At 68.2% G+C, this 21,653-nt stretch carries 15 protein-coding genes and 3 pseudogenes; 4 read left to right on the top strand and 14 right to left on the bottom strand.

Features of this window, described 5'->3' with window-relative positions:
- Positions 1-5: 5 nt before the first annotated feature.
- From ACHMXE_RS29070 to ACHMXE_RS29050, 5 genes are all read right to left on the bottom strand, one after another.
- A complete protein-coding gene (locus ACHMXE_RS29070; protein WP_395347653.1) occupies positions 6-1,334 on the bottom strand; it encodes a sulfate adenylyltransferase subunit 1 in 1,329 nt (442 codons plus the stop codon).
- Positions 1,335-1,409: 75 nt separating this feature from the next.
- Positions 1,410-2,381, bottom strand: coding sequence for a sulfate adenylyltransferase subunit CysD (gene cysD, locus ACHMXE_RS29065; protein ID WP_395347652.1), 972 nt, complete (start codon positions 2,379-2,381; stop codon positions 1,410-1,412).
- Positions 2,382-2,422: 41 nt separating this feature from the next.
- A complete protein-coding gene (locus tag ACHMXE_RS29060) occupies positions 2,423-3,043 on the bottom strand; it encodes a phosphoadenosine phosphosulfate reductase family protein (RefSeq protein ID WP_395347650.1) in 621 nt (206 codons plus the stop codon).
- 27 nt (positions 3,044-3,070) lie between these two features.
- Positions 3,071-3,466, bottom strand: a complete 396-nt coding sequence (locus ACHMXE_RS29055) for a DUF934 domain-containing protein (protein ID WP_057596678.1) — start codon at positions 3,464-3,466, stop codon at positions 3,071-3,073.
- Positions 3,463-5,241, bottom strand: a complete 1,779-nt coding sequence (locus ACHMXE_RS29050; protein ID WP_395347649.1) for a nitrite/sulfite reductase — start codon at positions 5,239-5,241, stop codon at positions 3,463-3,465. The genes ACHMXE_RS29055 and ACHMXE_RS29050 overlap by 4 nt, the downstream gene beginning before the upstream one ends.
- A 399-nt stretch (positions 5,242-5,640) precedes the next feature.
- Here ACHMXE_RS29050 and ACHMXE_RS29045 point away from each other — a divergent pair, with 399 nt between their 5' ends.
- Complete coding sequence (locus ACHMXE_RS29045) at positions 5,641-6,771, top strand: IS481 family transposase (RefSeq protein WP_395346795.1); 1,131 nt, start codon at positions 5,641-5,643, stop codon at positions 6,769-6,771.
- Between the two features lie 867 nt (positions 6,772-7,638).
- Here ACHMXE_RS29045 and ACHMXE_RS29040 read toward each other — a convergent pair.
- The 9 genes and pseudogenes from ACHMXE_RS29040 to ACHMXE_RS29000 all read right to left on the bottom strand — a co-directional run bounded on the left by ACHMXE_RS29040 (position 7,639) and on the right by ACHMXE_RS29000 (position 18,162).
- Positions 7,639-8,459, bottom strand: a pseudogene (locus ACHMXE_RS29040) (M55 family metallopeptidase).
- A gap of 25 nt (positions 8,460-8,484) precedes the next feature.
- Complete coding sequence (locus ACHMXE_RS29035; protein ID WP_395347648.1) at positions 8,485-9,534, bottom strand: P1 family peptidase; 1,050 nt, start codon at positions 9,532-9,534, stop codon at positions 8,485-8,487.
- Positions 9,531-10,460: a glutathione ABC transporter permease GsiD gene (gsiD, locus tag ACHMXE_RS29030; protein WP_203205800.1), complete on the bottom strand. Its 930-nt coding sequence runs from the start codon at positions 10,458-10,460 to the stop codon at positions 9,531-9,533. The genes ACHMXE_RS29035 and gsiD overlap by 4 nt, the downstream gene beginning before the upstream one ends.
- A 10-nt stretch (positions 10,461-10,470) precedes the next feature.
- Positions 10,471-11,391, bottom strand: coding sequence for a glutathione ABC transporter permease GsiC (gene gsiC / locus ACHMXE_RS29025; RefSeq protein WP_057591102.1), 921 nt, complete (start codon positions 11,389-11,391; stop codon positions 10,471-10,473).
- Positions 11,392-11,472: 81 nt separating this feature from the next.
- Positions 11,473-13,027 (bottom strand): annotated as a pseudogene (gene gsiB / locus ACHMXE_RS29020) (glutathione ABC transporter substrate-binding protein GsiB).
- Positions 13,028-13,118: 91 nt separating this feature from the next.
- A complete protein-coding gene (locus ACHMXE_RS29015) occupies positions 13,119-15,011 on the bottom strand; it encodes a dipeptide ABC transporter ATP-binding protein (RefSeq protein WP_395347646.1) in 1,893 nt (630 codons plus the stop codon).
- A gap of 26 nt (positions 15,012-15,037) precedes the next feature.
- Positions 15,038-16,027: pseudogene (locus ACHMXE_RS29010) on the bottom strand (isoaspartyl peptidase/L-asparaginase family protein).
- Positions 16,024-16,995 (bottom strand): MurR/RpiR family transcriptional regulator, encoded by a 972-nt coding sequence (locus ACHMXE_RS29005; RefSeq protein ID WP_395347645.1) that lies wholly within the window; start codon positions 16,993-16,995, stop codon positions 16,024-16,026. Before ACHMXE_RS29005 ends, ACHMXE_RS29010 begins: the two are co-directional and overlap by 4 nt.
- Before the next feature lie 228 nt (positions 16,996-17,223).
- Positions 17,224-18,162, bottom strand: coding sequence for a LysR family transcriptional regulator (locus ACHMXE_RS29000; protein WP_395347644.1), 939 nt, complete (start codon positions 18,160-18,162; stop codon positions 17,224-17,226).
- Between the two features lie 116 nt (positions 18,163-18,278).
- Here ACHMXE_RS29000 and ACHMXE_RS28995 point away from each other — a divergent pair, with 116 nt between their 5' ends.
- From ACHMXE_RS28995 to ACHMXE_RS28985, 3 genes are all read left to right on the top strand, one after another.
- Complete coding sequence (locus ACHMXE_RS28995; RefSeq protein ID WP_395347643.1) at positions 18,279-19,367, top strand: tartrate dehydrogenase; 1,089 nt, start codon at positions 18,279-18,281, stop codon at positions 19,365-19,367.
- A gap of 75 nt (positions 19,368-19,442) precedes the next feature.
- A complete protein-coding gene (locus ACHMXE_RS28990; protein WP_395347642.1) occupies positions 19,443-20,432 on the top strand; it encodes a tripartite tricarboxylate transporter substrate binding protein in 990 nt (329 codons plus the stop codon).
- 144 nt (positions 20,433-20,576) lie between these two features.
- A complete protein-coding gene (locus ACHMXE_RS28985) occupies positions 20,577-21,605 on the top strand; it encodes an OmpA family protein (protein WP_395347641.1) in 1,029 nt (342 codons plus the stop codon).
- The last annotated feature ends 48 nt before the right edge of the window (positions 21,606-21,653 follow it).

Here is a 21,653-nt window from a genome sequence, read left to right as displayed (position 1 = left end):
TGATTTTAGGCCTTTGCGGCGCTCGGCTGCACGAGCACGGCCGCGGAGGTGCGATGCGAGGCCGTATCGACCAGCACCAGCGAGCCCAGCGTGCGCGAGCGCGTGAACGGCAGCACCGCCAGCGGCTGCTGCAGCGCCAGCACCACGTCGCCGATGGCATTGGCCTCGAGCTGGGTTGCGGGCTCGGATTCGAGCGTCGTGATGTTGATCCGGTCGACGATGCGCGCGACCTTGGCCTTGACCCAGCGGTGCCCCTGAAGCGCCCAGTAGACGCGGCCCGCGACCAGCGGCTCGTCGTCGAGCCAGGCCACTGTGGCGGTGATCTCGCGCACCGGCTCGAAGGCCTCGGGCGCCAGCAGCCAGTCGCCGCGCGACACGTCGACCTCGCGGTCGAGCACGATGCCGGCGCTGTGGCCCGCATGCACGGTCTTCGGCTGGCGCGCGTGGCTCAGCACCTGGGCCACGGTGGCCGTCTGGTTGCTCGGCAGCACGGTCACGCGCTGGCCCGGCTCGACATGGCCCGAGGCCACGCGGCCCCAGAACACGCGGCGGCCCTGCGAGGTGTCGGCCGAGGACGAGAACTTCTCGACCCACTGCACCGGGAAGGCGAAGGGCACCGATTCGTCCTGCGCCGTCACCGGCAGCTGTTCGAGCAGCTCGAGCAGGCTCGGACCCTCGTAGCCGACCCAGTCGGCATGGCGCGTGGCCACGTTCCAGCCCTTGAGCGCCGAGATCGGCACGATCGCGGCCACCTGCACGCCCGCGGCTTCGGCGAAGGCGTTGAGCGCGGCCGAGATGCGTTCGAAGGCCAGGCCGGCATCGGCGATGGCGTCGAGCTTGTTGACCGCGAACACGATCGACTGCACGCGCAGCAGGTGCGTCAGCAGCGTGTGGCGGCGCGTCTGCGGCAGCAGCTCGCGCTTGACGACCGTGCCGTCCTCCACCTCGGCGGCCCAGGCCAGCTTGGTGGCATCGACCAGCACCACGGCGGCGTCGGCGGCCGAGGCGGCCGTCACCATGTTGCGCGTGTACTGCTCGTGGCCCGGCGCGTCGCCGATGATGAACTTGCGTTTGGCGGTCGAGAAGTAGCGGTAGGCCACGTCGATCGTGATGCCTTGCTCGCGCTCGGCCGACAGGCCGTCGGTCAGCAGCGCGAGATCGGTTTCGCCGCCGCGCTGCACGCCAGCGAGCTGGTCCTGCAGCACGGTCTTGCTGTCGACCAGCAGGCGGCCGATCAGCGTGCTCTTGCCGTCGTCGACCGAGCCGCAGGTGATGAAGCGCAGCGCGGTGCCGGTGTCGGCTGTGATTTCGGGTTGAAGCGTGGTGGCGGTCATGGGTTTCTTTCGGGAGACACCGCGGAACCGGCTTTGCCGGGCCGCTGGTGTCGCCCCCTTGAGGGGGGAGTCGAGCTACACGAAGTGAGCGAGGGACGGGGGTGGGTCAGAGTAACCGTCTTTCTTGCGTTTTTCCATCGAAGCTTCGGAGGTCATGTCGTCCATCCGGGTGGCGCCGCGTTCGCTGACATCGACCGACAGCGTCTCGAGCACCACGTCGCCCGCATCGGCCGCGAGGCTCTCGACCGGGCAGGTGGTCGTGATGTCGCCCACGGTGCGGAAGCGCACGTCGCGCACCTGCACGGTTTCGCCGTCGCGCGGCGGGGTCAGTTCGGTCACCGGCACCAGCAGGCCGCGGCGCTCCACCACCTCGCGCTTGTGCGTGTAGTAGATCGAGGGCAGGCCGACGTGCTCGCGCTCGATGTACTGCCAGACGTCGAGTTCGGTCCAGTTCGAGATCGGGAACACGCGGAAGTGCTCGCCCGGCGCCAGGCGGGTGTTGAACAGGGTCCAGAGCTCGGGGCGCTGGTCCTTGGGCTGCCATTGGCCGAAGCTGTCGCGGTGCGAGAAGATGCGCTCCTTGGCGCGGGCCTTCTCCTCGTCGCGGCGCGCGCCGCCGATCAGCGCGTCGAAGCGGAATTCCTCGATCGCCTCGAGCAGCGTCACCGACTGGTGTGCGTTGCGCGATTCGCCCGGGTGCGCGAGGCGCACCGTGCCGCGCTTCATCGAGTCCTCGACGCTGCGCACGATCAGCTCGGCACCCAGTTCCTTGGCGCGCTGGTCGCGGTAGTCGGTCACTTCGGGGAAGTTGTGGCCGGTGTCGATCATCAAGAGCGGATAGGGCAGGCGGCCGATGCCGAAGGCCTTCTCGGCGCACTTCAGCAGCACCAGCGAGTCCTTGCCGCCCGAGAACAGCAGCGCGGGGCGCTCGAAGGCCGCGGCCACTTCGCGCAGGATGAAGATGGTTTCTTCTTCCAGCGCATCGAGGTGCGTGTTGGACAGGTGCGCGGGCGGCAGCAGCAGATCGGATTCGGTACGGGCGTTCATCGGGTGGGGCGCTGGAGATTCGGAGTCGGTGGAGCGGGCGTTCAATGCGAGAGGTGCAGGCCGCATTCGCGGTTGTCCTCGCCCTTGGTCGGGTCCACGTAGTCGAAGTTGTTCGGCAGGCCGTGCGCCTCGCAGTAGGTGTAGAGATCCTTGGACGACCAGTGCAGGAGCGGCGCGACCTTGATCAGGCCGTCGGAGTTGATGCTGACCGGCTCCATCTGCGCGCGCACGGCCGTGTCGGTGGCGCGCAGCGCGGTGAACCAGACCTTGGGCGCCGTCTCGCGCAGGGCACGCGCGAAGGGCTCGAGCTTCACTTCCTCGGTGAAGGCGGCATGGCGCGGATCGTCGAGCGCCGGCGTCGGGCCGTCGACCGCCTCACGGTGCGCGCGCGAGCGGCGCGGCAGGTAGATGTGCAGGTCCAGGCCCAGCTGCTTCGTCACCTCGTCGGCGAAGCGGTAGGTGGCCTCGGTGTTGTAGCCGTTGTCCATCCAGATCACCGGCACGTCGCGCTTGGCGCGCGTCACCATGTGCAGGATCACAGCCTCGAAGGGCCGGAAATTGGTGGTGACGATCGCGTTCTGGCCCAGGCCGATGGCCCAGTCCACCAGGCCTTCGGCGTTGCGGCCGAGTTCGGTGTTGATGCGTGCGAGGTCGATGCTCATGGATGAATCAGGCGTTGCTGTGGGAACTCAATTGCCGGCCGCGAAGTGCGGCGCGGTCTGCACCGCGTCGCCCTGGTAGAAGGCGGAGAAGCGGTCGAACTGGCGCTGCGCGTCGGAGGCGTCCACGCCTTCCTTGAGCACGGCGCTCGAGAAGCCGGTGCGTTCCATCTGCACCAGCTGGTCGATCAGCACGTCGCCGGTGGCGCGGATGTCGCCCTTGAAGCCCAGGCGGCGGCGCAGCAGGAAGGCCTGGCTGTAGGCGCGGCCGTCGGTGAACTTCGGGAAGTGCAGGTCGATGCGTTCGATGTCCGACAGGCAGACCTCGATCGCGAGCGGATCGGCGTCGTTCGCCAGCTGCAGCACTTTCGGGTCGCCGTCGTCGACGTGTTCCTCGGCCGCAAGGATGTTGAGCGTCTTGTTCATGCTGCTTCCTCCACCTTGAATCGCGCACCGTTGGCCGCGGCCTTGAACGGGTCGGGTCCCACGCGGCGCAGCGTGTCGATGAAGTTCTCGCCGTTCTCGCGCGTGTCGCGGTAGGTCGTGAGCACGGCCTCGATCACGCCCGGCACTTCGGCCGCCGAGAACGAGGGGCCGACCACCTTGCCGGCCTGTGGCGCGCCGCTGAGGGCCGAGCCGTCGGAGCCGCCGAGCGTGACCTGGTACCACTCCTTGCCGTCCTTGTCGACGCCCAGGATGCCGATGTGGCCGCTGTGGTGGTGGCCGCAGGAGTTGATGCAGCCGCTGATGTGCAGGTCGATCTCGCCGATGTCGTCGAGCTCGTCGAGGTCCTGGTAGCGCTCGGTGATCGCCTCGGCGATCGGGATCGAGCGCGCATTGGCCAGCGCGCAGAAGTCGCCGCCGGGGCAGGCGATCATGTCGGTCAAGAGGTGCACGTTGGCGCTCGCGAAGCCGGCCGCGCGGGCGGCCAGCCACAGCGCATGCAGGTCTTCGGCATGTACCCAGGGCAGCACCACGTTCTGGTCGTGCGTCACGCGGGCTTCGCCGGCCGAGAAGCGGTCGGCCAGTTGCGCGAGCGTGTCGAGCTGGTCGGCCGAGGCATCGCCGGGCGCCTGCTTCAGGCGCTTGAACGACAGCGTGACCGCGCGCAGGGCCGGGTTCTTGTGCGGCGCCACGTTGCGCGCGAGCCAGCGCGCGAACTGCACGTCCTCGGCGGCATGGGCGCGCAGCTCGGCGTCGGTCTTCTCGGCGCTCTGCAGCACGCGGGTGGCCAGTTCCGGCGGCACGAAGGAGGCGGCCACGCGGTCGAACTCTTCCTGCGTGATGGTGTGCGGCGCGCCGTCGTGCTCGAGGATCTGCTTGTACTCGGCATCGACGTCGTCGATGTAGCGCTGGCCCTCGGCCTTCACCAGGATCTTGATGCGCGCCTTGTAGATGTTGTCGCGGCGGCCGTAGCGGTTGTAGACCCGGATCACGGCCTCGAGGTAGTTCATGATCTGCTGCCACGGCAGGAACTCGCGCAGCACCGTGCCCACGATCGGCGTGCGGCCCATGCCGCCGCCGACCTGCACGCGGAAGCCGATCTCGCCGGCGTCGTTCTTCACCAGCTTCAGGCCCACGTCATGCCAGCCCGTGGCCGCGCGGTCCTCGTCGGCGCCCGTGATCGCGATCTTGAACTTGCGCGGCAGGAACGCGAACTCGGGATGCAGCGTGCTCCACTGGCGCATGATTTCGGCGTAGGGGCGCGGATCGGCCACCTCGTCGATCGCGATGCCCGCGCGTTCGTCGCTGGTGATGTTGCGGATGCAGTTGCCGCTGGTCTGGATGCCGTGCATGTCGACCGAGGCCAGCAGGTCCATCACGTCGGCCGACTTGGCGAGCGGGATCCAGTTGTACTGGACGTTCTGGCGGGTCGAGAAGTGGGCGTAGTGGGTGGGCAGCTTCTGGCTGCCGAGCTGGCCCTGGGTCTCGATGGCCTTCTTGTAGACCTCGGCCTCGGGCTCGTCGTACTCGCGGGCGATCTTCGCGAGCACGCGCAGCTGGCGGCTCGAGAGTTCGCCGTAGGGCACGGCCACGCGCAGCATCGGGGCGTAGCGCTGCACGTACCAGCCGTTCTGCAGGCGCAGGGGACGGAACTCGTCTTCGTGGAGACGGCCCTTTTGCCAGCGCTCGAGCTGGTCGCGGAATTGGGCGGCTCGTTGATGAACGAACTGGCGGTCGAAGTCTGTGTATTGGTACATCGTGCGTGAGTCTTGTCTTGAAGTGCGGTGCGTCCAGCGCGCCTGCAAGAAGCCTGGATTCTGAAAGCGAGCCTTATGGAACCAAACTATTTTTTAGTTCGCGCCTTATGCGGATAAGCTTATTCGCCAGTGTTCATGCGGGTTTGCGGGCGGTTGGATGCTTATTCTGGATAAGGGCGGGTGCGGGGTGCAGGGTGGATTTTAGGAATGTGGGGAGTTGGTTTCAGGGGGCGGGGTTCTTTGGGGGCGTTCTGCTCTTGCAGAGGCAGGGGCCGGGATTTCGCCCCGGCGGGCGAGTCACTTTCTTTTGCTTCGCCTGTATGGACCGGGCACATGGTGGACAGGTGTGCGAGGACATGGTGGACACCATTGGGTATATCGCCCGATCGGAAGACGACCATGCCCTGGAGCACCCGAGACACCATGAGCCTGAGAGAAGAGTTCGTTGCCCTGGCACGCCAGGAAGGTGCCAACCGGCGCGAGCTGTGTCGGCGCTTCGGCATCAGCCCGCAGACCGGCTACAAATGGCTCGCACGCAGCGCCACGTTGGGTGCCGCCGGCCTGGGCGATGCCAGTCGACGCCCGCACCACAGTCCTGGCGAGACCTCGCCCGAGCTTCAACAATCCATCGTCTCGCTGCGCCAGCAGCACCCCGCCTGGGGCGCACGCAAGCTCGCACGGCGACTGAGTGACCTCGGACAGGGTTGCGTGGCTCCGAGCACCGTCAACTCCATCCTCAAGCGCCACGGCCTCATCAGCGCCCAGGCCAGCAGTGCGGCCACCGCTTGGCAGCGCTTCGAGCACGAGGCGCCCAACAGCCTTTGGCAGATCGACTTCAAGGGCTACGTGTCCACCGCAGCAGGGCGCTGCCACCCGCTGACGCTGCTGGACGACCATTCCCGCTACAACCTGGCCCTGCGCGCCTGTGCCCGTCAGCAAACGGCCAGCGTGAAGGAGCAACTGCAGGATGTCTTCTCCCGCTACGGCTTGCCGGTGCGAATCAATGCGGACAACGGCGCGCCCTGGGGCAGTCCGCGCGAGCCGGGCCAACTCAGCGAACTCGCGCTGTGGCTGATCCGCCTGGGCGTGCGGGTGAGCTTCAGCAGCCCCTATCACCCGCAGACCAATGGCAAGGACGAGCGCTTCCATCGCAGCCTGAAGGCGGAGTTGCTGGCCGGGCGCAGCTTCCAGGATCTGGCGCAGGCGCAGCAGCAGTTCGATCGCTGGAGGCATGTCTACAACCATGAGCGCCCGCACCAGGCGCTGGGCATGAACACCCCGGCGAGCCGGTATCGCGCTAGCGAGAGGGCCTATCCGAGAACGCTGCCGCCGCTCGAGTACGGCCCGAACGACACGGTGGTGAAGGTCGGCTGGCTGGGGGAGGTGCGCTTCAAGAGCAAGCGCTTCAAGGTGTCTGCAGCACTCAAGGACCACGAGATCGCGCTGCGCGAGCAGCCCGGCAGACAGGGCTGCTATGACGTCTACTTCGTGCACCACAAGCTGCGCGAGATCGACCTGCGCGAGGCCTGAACCACCATGCAGAATGTGTCCACCATGTCCTCGCACATGTGTCACCCATGTCTCCGGTCCATACATTCGCCAAAAGAAAGTAACCAAAGAAAAGGCGACCCCACTGTCTGCGACCCTCCGCTTCGCTACGGGCAACCTGCGGTGCTCGCGTTTCGCGGGGTCTCGCAGAACTCGCTCCACTGCGTTCCGCTCAGACAGCTGCGAGCCCTTATCCGCGAAACGCTGCGCTCCTCGGCGCAGCCAGAGGGGGTGGGTCGGGCCGTTGCTTCGCTCGGCCTTGCAATGCTGGTCGGGCCTTTGCTTCGCTCGGCCTTGCAATGCTGGTCGGGCCATCGCTTCGCTCGGCCTCGCAATGTCGCGCGGGCCATCGCTTCGCTCGGCCTTGTGTTTGTCTTGTCCCCTCTCCCTCTGGGAGAGGGTTAGGGTGAGGGCACCGGGCCTCATCAAGGGTCTGACGGTATCCATCGCCCGGAGCCCTCACCCCAGCCCTCTCCCAGAGGGAGAGGGGCAATACCAATGCCGAGCGAAGCGATGGCCTGTTAGGTACCCGCGGCCGAGCGCAGCGATGGCCCGAGGGTTATGCCAGGCCGAGCGAAGCAAAGGCCCGATCCACCCCCCTCTGGCTGTGCCGAGGAGCGCAGGGAAAGCGGGATAAGGGCCGCAGCTGTCTGAGCGGAACGAAGTGCAGCGAGTTCTGCGGACCCCCGCTTTCCCCGAGCACCGCAGGTTGCCCGCAGCGAAGCGGAGGGACACAGACAGTGGGGTCGCCTTCTTTTGCTTACTTTTCTTGGCGAGACAAGAAAAGTGAGTCGCCCGCCGGGGCGAGACCCGGCCTACGGCCTAAGCAAAAAAAAGAACGCTCAGATCTCACCGCAACATCGAAGACATCGCAGAACAGCAGTTCAACATCCGAACCGCACTCTCGACATCTGCAGCCACAAACCGAAGAGTCACCCCATCGACCCGCTCAAACCCCGGCCACTGGCAAAACAGATCCGCCAGCGCCGCAGTCTGCGCCCTCAGCGTCACAGTCTGCGGCCCTTCGAACACCAGCGGAGCAACCTTGACCCGCGAAGACAGCGCGACTCGAACCCCCGCCGAATCGCCTCACGCGACTTCTCAGGCGACAACGAAACCCCACTGGTATTTCCCGTAGCCCTCTTCGTCTCCACGAACACAGCCTGAGGAAACAAGCCACGGTTCTCGGCAATGAACACATCGTCCCCACTGCCCATCACCACCGGCACCCCATATTCCCCCGCCAGCGCCCCATAAAGCCCAGCCTCACCCAGCTCCTGCCCCCCAAGAGAGACACCCGCAAACGCAAAGCTGTTGATCGTGTGCGCCAGAATCCCGCGCCCTTGCGCCCGCGAGTGGTAGCCCACCATGCAGACCGCTTCGACCCCGTCTTCCTCCACCCCCGCCACCATGCTCAGATAGCGCGGCTTCCCCTGCACCACGCGAGCCCGCGGATCGAGCACATCGGGCGGCATGTTGCGAAACCCCCCGTGCGAGTCGTTCACCAGCACTTCGTTGGCCCCCGCATCGAAGGCCCCCGCGATCGCCGCATTGGCTTCCTGCGCCATCAGCAGCCGCGCTCGCTCATATTCGGGATTGCCTTGCCGCGCCTGCTCGGGGTGATAGACACCCGCCACGCCTTCGATATCGGTGGAGATCAGCACTTTCATGAGGGCACCCGGCAAAAGAGAAAAATCAAGAAAAGAGAGAAGGGGACAACAGCTCGCCCAACGCGGCACGGCGGTTGCCGTCGCGCCCGGTCACCGACTCGGCCCGCCACAGCGCATGCAGGATCGCCTGCTCGGTCCCATCGGCCGCCGCCTGGAACAAACCGTCGAGCTGCGTCTCGTGCAGCATCGCCACGGCCGGCATCGCGCGCTCGGCCCGGTCGGGCACGGTGTAGGCGGTCGAGAAGGCCAGCACGATGTCCCCGCTGCCGTGCCCGAAGACCGAGCCGGTGCGCGCCAGCCCGGCCCCGGCGCGCAGTGCCAGCCGGCGCAGTTGGCGCGCATCGAGCGGCGCGTCGGTCGCGACCACGACGATGATCGAGCCCTTCTCGGGCTCCTGCGCCATGGCCGGTTCGGCCAAGAGCGTGGCAAGACGGGCGCCCACCGCATGCCCCGCCAGCCGCAGCTCGGGCTGCCGCCCATAGTTCGCGAGCACCAGCGTGCCCACCGTGTGCGAAGCCTCGCCCACCGGCACGAGCCGCGAGGCACTGCCGATGCCGCCCTTGAGCTGGAAGCTCGACATGCCGCGCCCCGCGCCCACCGAACCCTGCGCGAAATCCGCGCCGGCATCGGCCAGCGCGCGCTGGTAGTCGGCCTCGCTTACGGCCAGCCGCTGGATGTCGTTGAGAAAGCCGTCGTTGCGCTCGAACACCAGCGGATTCACGGTCGGCAGCGAGCGCCCGGTCTCGGGGTTGTGCGCGATGCAGTCGCGGATCTGCGCGGCGGCCACGGTGCCGACCGAGAAGGTGTTGGTCAGCGCGATCGGTGTCTCGAGCACGCCGAGCTCTTCGAGCTGCACGAGCCCGATGCTCTTGCCGAAGCCGTTGAGCACCACGGCGGCCGCCGGCACCTTGTCGCGGAACGGGTCGCCGGTATGCGGGCGGATCACGGTCACGCCGGTCTGCACCGGGCCTTCGGCGAGCGTGCGGTGGCCCACGGTCACGCCCGCGACGTCGCTGATCGCGTCGCGCGGGCCCGGGCGCAGGCCACCGATGCGGGGCAGGGCGCTCGCGCTCATTGCCGGTCGATCTTCGGATCGAGCGCGTCGCGCAGGGCGTCGCCCAGCAGGTTGAAGGCCAGCACGGTGAAGAAGATCGCGAGGCTGGGGAACAGCGCCACGTGCGGCGAGGTCACCATGTCGGCGCGCGCCTCGCTGAGCATCGCGCCCCATTCGGGCGTGGGCGGCTGCGCGCCCATGCCGAGGAAGGACAGGCTGGCCGCGGTGATGATCGAGGTGCCCACGCGCATGGAGAAATACACCACGATCGAGGAGATGGTGCCCGGCAGGATGTGGCGCACGACGATGGTCCAGTCCGAGGCGCCGATGCTGCGCTCGGCCTCGATGTAGGTCTGCTGCTTGAGCACCAGCGTGTTGCCGCGCACCAGCCGCGCGAAGGCCGGCACGCTGAACACCGACACCGCCACCACCACGTTGGTCATGCTGCTGCCGAGGATCGCGACCACGCCCAGCGCCAGCAGGATGCCGGGGAAGGCGAACAGCACGTCCGAGATGCGCATCACGATGCGGTCCCACCAGCCTTCGTAGTAGCCCGCGAGCAGGCCGAAGGCGGTGCCGACGAAGCCGCCGACCAGCACCGACAGGAAGCCCGCCATCAGCGAGATGCGCGCGCCCGCGAGGATGCGGCTGAAGATGTCGCGGCCCAGCGGGTCGACGCCGAACCAGTGCGTGGCCGAGGGCCCGCTGTTGAGCATGTCGTAGTCGAAGTAGTTCTCGGGATCGAAGGGCACGATCCACGGCGCGAACACGGCGACGAACACCAGCAGCAGCACGAACAGGGCGGCGACGATGCCCACGGGCTGCTTCTTGAAGCGGCGCCAGCATTCGCCCCAGGGAGTGCGGACCTTTCCCGCGGTCTGGAGCGTCGTGACCGGCGCGGCGGCGGGAAGGGTGGATTCGGCAGGCACGCCGGTGGCTTGGGTCATGGCGGCGGCCTCACTTGTAGCGGATGGTCGGGTTGATGAAGCCGTACAGCACATCGACCACGAGATTGATCAGGATGAACTCGAGCGAGAACAGCAGCACCAGCGTCTGGATCACCGGGTAGTCGCGCATCTGCACCGCGTCGACCAGCAGGCGGCCGAGGCCGGGCCAGTTGAACACCGCCTCGACCAGGATCGAGCCGCCGAGCAGGAAGCCGAACTGCAGGCCCATCATCGTGACCACCGGGATCAGCGCATTGCGCAGGCAGTGCTTGATGATCACGCTGCGCTCGCGCACGCCCTTGGCGCGCGCGGTGCGCACGAAGTCCTCCTGGATCACCTCGACGAACGAGGCACGCGTGAAGCGCGCCATCACGGCCGCCACGGCCGCGCCCAGCGTGATCGAGGGCAGGATGTAGTGCTTCCAGGTGGCCGCGCCCACGGTCGGCAGCCAGCCGAGCTGCACCGAGAAGATCTGCATCAGCAGCATGCCCAATGCAAATGCGGGAAAGGAGATGCCCGACACCGCCAGCGTCATGCCGATGCGGTCGGGCCATTGGTTGCGGTACACGGCCGACACGATGCCGATGCCCATGCCGAAGATCACCGCCCACACCATGCTGGTGACGGTCAGCATCACCGTCGGGAAGAAGCGCTCGGCGATCTCCATCGACACCGGCCGCCGCGTGCGGATCGAGGTGCCGAAGTCGCCCTGCAGCATGTGGGTGAAGAAGTTCGCGAACTGCTGCGGCAGCGGCTTGTCGAGGCCGAGCTCCGCGCGGACCATGGCCACGGTCTGCTCGTCGGCCTCCTGGCCGGCGGCAAGGCGCGCCGGGTCGCCGGGCAGCATGTGGACGAACAGGAACACCAGCACCGCCACGATGAGCAGCGTGGGGATCAGGCCCAACAGTCGTTTGAGGAAGTAGTTCAGCATGGGTAGCAGGGGCCGCGAACGGCCGGCGGCGGGGTGCCGCCGGCCATCGCGCGGTCAGTCAGGAAACGGAGAGACCCGCGATCAGTTCGCCACCGACATCGCGTCGATGTTGATGTTGGCGTCGGGCATCACGAACACGCCCGTCAGCCGCTTCGAATGCGCCGACAGGTTCTGCTCCGTCACCAGCGGCAGGCGCGGCAGGTCCTTGCGGATCTGTTCCTGCGCGGTCTTGTAGAGCGCGGCCTTCTCGGTTTCGTCGACCGACACCAGCGCCTTGGCCAGCGCGTTGTCGACCACCTCGCTCTTGTAGAACGACATGTTGTTGAGCTTCGGCGCCCACGACTCGGAGGCGAACAGCGGGCGCAGGCCCCAGTCGGCCTCGCCGGTGGACGAGGACCAGCCGGTGTAGTACAGGCGCACCTTGGCGGTCTTGGGATCGGGCCAGGCATCGACCTGCTCGGTGCGCTGGCCCACTTCAGAGCGCCTGCACCTGCAGCTTGATGCCGACCTGCGCGAGCTGCTGCTGCACGAACTGGATGGTCTTCTGGCTGGTCGTGTTGTTGTAGGCGCTCCACAGCACCGACTCGAAGCCGTTCGGGTAGCCGGCCTCGGCCAGCAGTTCCTTGGCCTTCTTCACGTCGTAGGGCACGGGCGCCATCTTCTCGGCGTACTTCACGCCCTGGGGCATCACGCCCTGCGCGGGGATCGCATAGCCGCCGAAGGCCACCTTGGCCAGCGCTTCCTTGTTGATGGCGTAGCCGATGGCCTCGCGCACCTTCTGATTGTCGTAGGGCTTCTGCAGCATGTTGAAGGCCAGGAAGCGCGTGATGATCGAGGGCGACGCCACGACCTCGAGCTTGTCGCTCTTCTTCAGCAGCTCGGCCTGCTCGTAGGGGATCGGGAACGCGAAGTCGGCCTCGCCGGTCTGCATCATCGCGGCGCGCGTGTTGTTCTCGAGCACCGGCTTCCATTGCACGGTGTCGACCTTCGGGAAGCCCTTCTTCCAGTAGCCGTCGAACTTCTTGGCCTTGACCGCCTCGGTCTGCTTCCATTCGACGAACTCGAAGGGGCCGGTGCCCACGGGGTGGAAGGCGATGTCCTTGTTGCCCCACTTCTTGAGCGCGGTCGGCGAGATCATCGCGGCCGAGGCATGGGCCAGCGAGTTGATGAAGGGGCCGAAGGGTTCCTTGAGCGTGATGCGCACGGTGGTCGGGTTCAGCGCCTCGACCTTGCCCACGCGGTTGAACTGGTTGTAGCGCAGCAGCTTGTTGTCCTGGTTCAGCACGCGCTCGAGCGTGAACTTCACGGCCTCGGCGTTGAAGTCGGTGCCGTCGTGGAACTTGACGCCGCTGCGCAGCTTGATGGTGTAGACCAGGCCGTCCTTCGAGACCTCGTAGCCCTCGGCCAGCACGTTCTGCACCTTCAGGTCCTTGTCGAACTGGAACAGGCCTTCGTAGAAGGTCTTGGTCACGGCCGTGGTGATCGTCGTGTTGGTGTTGTACGGGTCCAGCGTCTCGGGCTGGTAGCCGATGGCGAGCACCACGTCTTTGGCGGCCAGGGCCGAGCCCGAGGCGGCGAGCGCGGCCAGGCCCAGCAGCGCACAGGCCCATCGCAGGGAGGAAGAGGATGGCTTCATGGGAAGAACTCCAGTCGATTCGTGAAAGAGAGGGAGGAACAAAAAAGCAGGGGGCCCTGCGACGGAAAAACGAAAAAGAAACTCGAAGGCGTCAGAAAGCGCCGCCGATGGCATGCCGCGCCACGAAATGGCCCGGCGCCACCTGCACCAGCGGCGGCACCTCGGGCTCGTCGCCCACGGCGCGGATCGGGCTCGGGATCTCGCCCTCGAGCAGCGCGCGCTGCTTGTGGCGGCGCGAGGGATCGGCCACCGGCACGGCCGCCATCAGCTTGCGCGTGTAGGCATGCTGCGGCGCCTCGAACACCGCGCGGCGCGGGCCGATCTCCACGATCTGCCCGAGGTACATCACGGCCACGCGGTGGCTGATGCGCTCCACCACCGCCATGTCGTGCGAGATGAAAAGGAAGGCCACGCCGAGCTCGCGCTGCAGGTCGAGCATCAGGTTGACGATCTGGGCCTGGATCGAGACGTCGAGCGCCGACACCGATTCGTCGGCCACCACCACCTTGGGGTTCAGCGCCAGGGCGCGCGCGATCGCGACGCGCTGGCGCTGGCCGCCCGAGAACTCGTGCGGATAGCGCTGCGCCGCCTCGGGCGGCAGGCCCACCTTCTGCAGCAGCCAGTCGACGCGCTGCTGCGCCTCGGCGCCCTTGGCGATGCCGTGGATCAGCAGCGGCTCCATGATCGAGAAGCCCACCGTCACGCGCGGATCGAGCGAGGCGAAGGGGTCCTGGAAGATGAACTGGATGTTGCGGCGCAGGGCCTGCAGCTCGCGCGTGGGCAGCTCGCGGATGTTCTGGCCGCCGAACTCGATCGCGCCGCTCTGGCTCTCGACCAGGCGCAGCAGCGAGCGGCCGGTGGTCGACTTGCCGCAGCCCGACTCGCCGACCAGCGCCAGCGTCTCGCCGGGGTAGAGGTCGAAGCTGATCTTCTCGACCGCATGCACGCGCCGCTTCACGCGGCCGAAGACGCCGCTGCGCACGTCGAAGCGCGTGACCAGCTCGCGCACGCGCAGGATCGGGCCGGCCTCGGCGCGCACCGTGTCGTGCGGCTCGGTGTGGGTGCCGGGCTCGGCCTGCGCGCCGGTCTCGGTGCGCAGCAGCTCGAACTTGGCCGGCAGCTCGGTGCCCTGCATGGCGCCGAGCTTGGGCACGGCCGACAGCAGCGCGCGGGTGTAGGGATGCTGCGGCGCGCCGAACACGGTGTCCGACGGGCCCGCCTCGACCTTGTCGCCGCGGTACATCACGAGCACGCGGTCGGCGATCTCGGCCACCACGCCCATGTCGTGGGTGATGAACAGCACGCCCATGCGCATCTCCTGCTGCAGCTCGCGGATCAGCTGGAGGATCTGGGCCTGGATCGTCACGTCGAGCGCGGTGGTCGGTTCGTCGGCGATCAGGAGCTGCGGCTTGCACGACAGCGCCATCGCGATCATCACGCGCTGGCGCATGCCGCCCGAGAGCTGGTGCGGGAAGCGGTCGAGCACGTTGCGCGCCTCGGGGATGCGCACCAGCTCGAGCATGCGCAGCGCCTCGGCGCGCGCGGCCGCGTTGCTCTTGCCCTGGTGGATGCGGATGGCCTCGGCGATCTGGTCGCCCGCGGTGAACACCGGGTTCAGCGAGGTCATCGGCTCCTGGAAGATCATCGCGATGTCGGCGCCGCGGATGCCGCGCATCGTGTGGTCGCGCGCCTGCGCGAGGTCGAGCACCTCGCCGTTGCGGCGGCGAAACGCCATGCGGCCGTCGAGGATGCGGCCGCCGCCGTGCTCCACCAGGCGCATCAGCGCGAGCGAGGTCACGGACTTGCCCGAGCCCGATTCGCCCACCACCGCGAGCGTCTCGCCATGGTCGACGTGGAAGGACAACTTCTTGACCGCATCGACCGTGCGCTCCGAGGTGGTGAAGCGCACGCTGAGGTCGTCGACCGCGAGCACGCGGCCTTCGGGCAGGTTGGGCAGAGAGGGGAGGGAGGTCGCAGCGGACATGGCGGTCGGGAAAGGAAGCGGTGGCGTCAGGCGAAGATCGCCGTCTTCGGGGTCTCGCGGCCGCGCGCATGGGCGCGGTACATGCCCCTCGGTGTTGAAGGGCAGCGCGAGGTTGCCGTGGCGATCGACGGCGATCAGGCCGCCGGTGCCCCCGATGGCCGAGAGCGACTCCATCACCACCGTGCGGGCGGCGGCTTCGAGCGTGGCGCCGGCGTAGGCCATGCGCGCGCAGAGGTCGTGCGCGGCGGCGATGCGGATGAACATCTCGCCGCTGCCGGTGCACGAGACCGCGGCGGTGGCGTCGTCGGCGTAGGTGCCGGCGCCGATCAGCGGCGAATCGCCGATGCGGCCAACGCGCTTGTTGGTCATGCCGCCGGTGGAGGTGGCGGCGGCCAGGTGGCCGTGCATGTCGAGCGCGACCGCGCCGACGGTGCCGAACTTGCGGTCCTCGTCGAGCGGGGCATGGGTCATGGCCGCGCCCTCGTGATCGACCACCACGCGGCCGGTGTCGCGCACGCGGTGCAGCTGCTGGCGCCGCGCCTCGGTCGAGAAGTAAAGGGCTCGACCATCTCGAGCCCGCGTTCGCGCGCGAAGGCCTCGGCCCCGGCGCCCGCGAGCAGCACGTGCGCGCCGTCCTCGAGCACCGCGCGCGCCAGGCGCACCGGGCGGCGCACATGGCACACGCCCGCGACCGCGCCGGCGGCGAGCGTGGCGCCGTCCATCACGGCGGCATCGAGCTCGTGGGTTTCTTCGTGCGTGAAGACCGCGCCGTGGCCGGCGTTGAACAGCGGGCAGTCCTCGAGCAGTTCGACCGCGAGGCAGGTGGCGTCGAGCGCGGATGCGCCCTGCAGCAGCGCGGCCTGCGCGGTGGCCACGATGTGGCGCAGCGCCTCGTGATAGGCCGCGGCCTGTTCGGGCGTGGTGGTGCCCGCGCTGATGGTGCCGGCGCCGCCATGGATGGCGATCACGGGCACGCGCGGGGTGGGGGCGTTGTCGTTCTGGGTGGGGCTGTTCATCGGGATGTCTTCTTCTTCGGGGTGCTGTCCGCGGGCGGCGTGGCCTGCTGGGTCGCGCCGTTCGCGCCATTCGTGCCGTTCGTGCGAGGTCCGTTGCCCCCGTGCAGCCACGGCCGCACCGCCTGCAGGATGCGGCCCGCCGACTGCACCGCGCCCGGCGCGCGCAGCGCCACGGCGCTGGTCAGCGCCTCGATCAGCGCGAGCACGCTGGTCTCGCAGTTGGGGCGGTAGCTGGTCTCGGTCTGGCAATAGAGCGCCACGTCGGCCAGCGGCGCCAGCGGCGAGCTCGGCCGATCGGTCAGCGCGAGCACCGCGCAACCCTGGCCGCGCGCGATCTGCGCCAGCGCGATGGTGTCGGTGAGGTAGCGCGGGAAGGTCACGCCGATGAACACGTCCTGCGGCCCCGCATGCATCAGCGTGCGCGCGGCATGGGTCACGCCGCTCACGCCCGAGAGCAGGCGCACGTCGCTGCAGCTGCTGTCGAGCCCGTGCTGCAGCAGGCCCGCGAGCCAGGCGCTGGCGCCGAAGCCGCCGATGTAGATCGAGCGCGCCTTGCCGATGCGCTCCACCGCCGCCTCGCAGGCCGCGTAGTCGAGCGACTGGCGCGTGGCGTCGATGTTGCGGCGGCTCTCCTCGAGCGCCGCGGCGAACACCTCCGACACCGTGGTCGGCCGCTCGAGGTTGCCGCGCAGCCGCTCGACCGGCGCCACCAGCGGCTCGAAGCCGCGCACCAGCTCGGCCCGGAAGGCCGGGTAGCCGTCGAAGTCGAGCGCGCGCGCGAAGCGGTTGGCCGTGGCCACCGACACGCCGGCGGCCGTGGCCAGCTCGTCGATCGGCAGCGTGGCCACCTGCAGCGGATGCTCGAGCACATAGTCGGCCACCTGCCGGTGCGAGCGGGACAGCCGCGGCAGGGCCTGCGCGATGCGCTGGGCCACGGTGGTGCCTGGAGGGTCGACGTTGGTGCTCATGGGTTCGGAAGGGCGCCGGAACGGTGCAAATTTGAAAACTGATTTACAAATATAAGTCAGTTAAGAAAATTTTCTGTCATTTTTGGCCGAGTTTGCAAGTTGCGGGCCAGTGCCGTGGGGAGATCGGGGCGGGTGAGGGAGGGCGCCGCGCGGGTGCTTTTCCCTCTGGACGAGGGCGCGCGCGGGCACGGCCGCGAGCGCGGCCTTGGGGATTTCCCTAGGGTTGTGTCAGAACGCGGTCTTCGAGGCCGCCGAGGCCTGTTGCTCGAGCGATTGCGCGAGGAAGTCGACGAAGGCCCGCACGCGCGCCGCGAGCTGGTGGCGCTGCGGATACACCGCGTAGATGTCGGCATCGGGCGTATGGAAGGGGCGCAGCACCTGCACCAGCCGGCCGCTGCGCAGGTAGCGCGCGATGTCCCATTCGGCGCGCATCAGGATGCCGTGGCCTTCGAGCGCCCAGTTGACCGCGATCTCGCCGTCGTTGGTGGTCAGCGTGCCGCGCGTCTTCACGGCCTGCGTGCTCGCGCTCGCGCCGCGCCCGCTCGACAGCCGCCACAGGCCGTAGGCCTCCTCGCCCTGGCGGATGCCGAGGCAGTTGTGGCGCGTGAGGTCGTTCGGCACCTTGGGCGTGCCGTGCTTCGCGAGGTAGGCCGGCGCCGCGCACAGCAGCCGCCGGTTGGCCGCGATGCGCCGTGCGATCACGCGTGACTCGGGCGGCGCGCCGAAGCGCACGCAGACGTCGAACGAATCCTCGGTCAGCGGCGGCGGGTTCACCGACAGCTGCAGCTGGACTTCGACCTCGGGATGCCGGCGCACGAACTTCGAGATCAGCGGCGCCACGTGGCTGCGCCCGAAGCCCAGCGTGGCGTTGACGCGCAAGAGGCCCTGCGGCACCGCCTTCGACACGCCGAGCTGCTCGCCCAGGCTCTCGATGTCGGCCAGGATGCGCCGCGCCTGCGCGAGGTAGAGCTCGCCTTCGGGCGTGAGGCCCATGCGCCGCGTGGTGCGGTTGACCAGGCTCACGCCGAGCCGCGCCTCCATTTGCGCGAGATGCTTGCTCACGGCGGCCGTCGTGATGCCGAGTTCGCGCGCCGCCGCGCTGAGGCTGCCGGCGCGCGCCAGCGCCGAGAAGAAGCCGAGGTCGGCGGGTTGGATCTCGTGGGCCATCGCGGTTCTGACTGTTGACTTGAAGTTGACGATGGATTGACTTTAGGGGCGATCCGATCGCGCGTCGAGTTCCTACAGTCGAAGCCATTCCAACACCGCAGCGACGCAGCTACACCATGAAGACCTACAGGATCGCAACCATTCCCGGCGACGGCATCGGCAAGGAGGTGGTGCCGGCCGGGCGCGAGGTGCTCGAGGCACTGGCCGCCGGCGGCGAGCGCTTCGCCTTCGAGTTCGAGGACTTCGGCTGGGGCGGCGACTACTTCCGCGCCCACGGCGAGATGATGCCGGCCGACGGCCTCGACGCGCTGCGCGGCAAGGACGCGATTTTGTTCGGCTCGGCCGGCGATCCGCACATTCCCGATCACGTCACCCTGTGGGGCCTGCGCCTGAAGATCTGCCAGGGCTTCGACCAGTACGCCAACGTGCGGCCCACGCGCATCCTGCCCGGCATCGACGGCCCGCTCAAGCGCTGTGGCCCCGGCGATCTCGACTGGGTCATCGTGCGCGAGAACTCCGAGGGCGAATACGCCGGCGTCGGCGGCCGCGTGCACCAGGGCCATGCGATCGAGGCTGCCACCGACGTCTCGATGATGACCCGTGCCGGCGTCGAGCGCATCATGCGCTTCGCCTTCTCGCTGGCCCGTTCGCGGCCGCGCCGCCAGCTCACCGTGATCACCAAGAGCAATGCGCAGCGCCATGCGATGGTGATGTGGGACGAGATCGCCGTGCAGGTGGCCAGGGAGTTCCCCGACGTGCGCTGGGACAAGGAACTGGTCGACGCCGCCACCGCGCGCATGGTCAACCGGCCGGCCTCGCTCGACACCATCGTCGCGACCAACCTGCATGCCGACATCCTCAGCGACCTGGCCGCCGCGCTCGCGGGCAGCCTCGGCATCGCACCCACCGGCAACATCGATCCCGAGCGCCGCTTCCCCTCGATGTTCGAGCCCATCCACGGCTCGGCCTTCGACATCATGGGCCAGGGCCTGGCCAACCCGGTCGGCACCTTCTGGTCGGTGGTGATGATGCTCGAGCACCTCGGCGAGCCCGAGGCCGCCGCGCGCCTGATGCGCGCCATCGAACAGGTCACGGCCGACACCTCGCTGCACACGCGCGACCTCGGCGGCAGCGCCACCACCGCCGACGTGACCCGCGCCGTCTGCGCGCTGCTGGCCCCGTTGCCCGAGCGCCAGGCCGCCTGAGTTTTTCCGCCCCCGGGGCCGGAGAGGGCGTGCGCGCACGGCCGGCCATTGCCACGACAACAAAGGAGACAACCCGTGACCCAGCCCATCGTCCGCCGCCGCGCGGCACTGACCGCGCTCGCCGCCGCCTTCACCCTCGGCCTGGCCGCCACGACCGCGGCCGCGCAGGCCTGGCCGGCCAAGCCCATCAACCTCGTCGTTCCCTTTCCGCCCGGCGGCAGCTCCGACGTGCTGGCGCGCTCATTGAGCGACAAGCTCTCGCAGAGCCTGGGCCAGCCCGTGGTCGTCGAGAGCCGCCCCGGCGCCGGTGCCACGCTCGGCGCCGACTACGTGGCCAAGGCGCGGCCCGACGGCTACACCCTGCTGATGGGCGCCGTGCACCACACCATCGCCACCAGCGTCTATCGCAAGCTGCCCTACGACTTCGAGAAGAGCTTCGCGCCGATCACCACCGTGGCGCTGGTGCCCAACGTGATGGTCGTCAACGCCAAGTCGCCCGCGCGCGATGCGCAGGCACTGATCGCCCAGGCCAAGGCCGCGCCGGCCAAGCTTTCGTATGGGTCGAACGGCAACGGCACCGTGCAGCACCTGATCGGCACCCAGCTCTCGGCCCTGTCGGGCATCGAACTGCTGCACGTGCCCTACAAGGGCAGCGCGCCGCTCACCACCGACCTGCTCGGCGGCCAGGTCGACATGTCCTTCGACACGCTGACGCCCGTGCTGCAGCACATCCGCGCCGGCAAGCTGCGCGCGCTGGCCGTGACCACCGCCAAACGCTCGAGCAGCCTGCCCGATGTGCCGACCCTGGCCGAGTCGGGCCTGAAGGATTTCGACCAGGGCACCTGGTTCGGCATCCTCGCGCCGGCGGGCACGCCGAAGGAGATCGTGGAGCGGCTCAACGTCGAGATGGTGAAGATCATCCAGTCGCCGGAGTTCAGGAAGCGCATGGAGGAGATCGGTGCGGAACCGGTGGGGGATACGCCGGCGCAGATGGCGGCGCGGATTCGCAGCGACACAGCGAAGTATGCGAGGTTGGTGAAGGAGGCGAGGGTGGAGATCGACTGAGGGGGTAGCGCAGGCGTCGCCGCATGGGAATTCAGGACAACGAGCTTGCATCCACCGCCACAGACCTTCTTCATAGGCCAAACGGCCGTGCAGCCAAATCATCGGAATTCCTGACAATTGCGCCGTCAATTTCCGGAGTCATCGATGCGTCCGCGTTCTGTCCTTGCCTTCCTTCGGCTGCTGGCCGCGCCGGCATTCGCCGGGCTGTTGTTCCTCTCGATGCTCGCGTCCGCGCAGGACCTGCCCGGCGCCAAGGACAACCCGCTGCTCAAGCGCTTCGCGGGCTCGACCATCGTCGGCTACGACTTCAAGCGCTTCGACGAATACCTGGTGCCGACGGGGACCTACAAGGGCTACGACACGACTTCGAGAAAGCGCAGCTGGACCAGTTCCGTGCCGGTCGAGGGCGCGTTGACCCGCCTGTGGTACGAATCGGCCGGCGACACGTCGACGGCGGAGCTGATCCGCAACTACCAGAATGAGGTGCAGGCGGCCGGCGGCGTCACGCTCTACGACTCGGGGCGCGACGAGAACTTCAAGAGCCGCTCCTGCTTCCTCTGCCCCTACAGCTGGAACGAGATCAAGACCAGCCGCAGCACCTACACCTTCTCGGCCGCCGAGGTCGCGACGGCGCGCCTGGCGAGCTTCAAGATTCCGCGGCCGCAAGGCGATCTCTACGTGGTCGTCGAGGCCGTGCAATGGGCCAAGGACAGCAAGGACTACAAGGCGGTCAAGGGCGCCTACGCGGCGGTCGACATCATCGAGGTCGGGGCGATGAAACAGAACATGGTGACCGTGAGCGCGGGCGACATGTCGAAGGCCATCGCCGCCACCGGGCGCGTGGCGCTCTACGGCATCCTGTTCGACACCGCCAAGGCCGACATCAAGCCCGATTCCAAGCCCGCGCTGGACGAGATCGCCAAGCTGCTCAAGGCCGAGCCCGCGCTCAAGCTGCGCGTGGTCGGCCACACGGACAACCAGGGCACGCTGGACAGCAACATCGCGCTGTCGAAGCGGCGCGCGGAAGCGGTCAACGCGGCCCTGGCCAGCCAGTACGCGATCGCGGCCAACCGGCTCGCCGCGTATGGCGTGGCCGATCTGGCGCCGGTCGCCAGCAATGCGGCCGAGGACGGCCGCGCGAAGAACCGGCGCGTGGAGCTGGTGCCGCAGTAGTCCAGCTTCGGGTGCCGCGAAGAGTTCCACGGCCGGTAAGAACTGTGC

The organism is Variovorax sp. UC122_21 (assembly GCF_044056785.1).
Classification (GTDB): domain Bacteria; phylum Pseudomonadota; class Gammaproteobacteria; order Burkholderiales; family Burkholderiaceae_C; genus Variovorax.
Note: the sequence above shows the minus strand (reverse complement) of the source record. Positions and strands in the feature narration are given on the sequence as shown.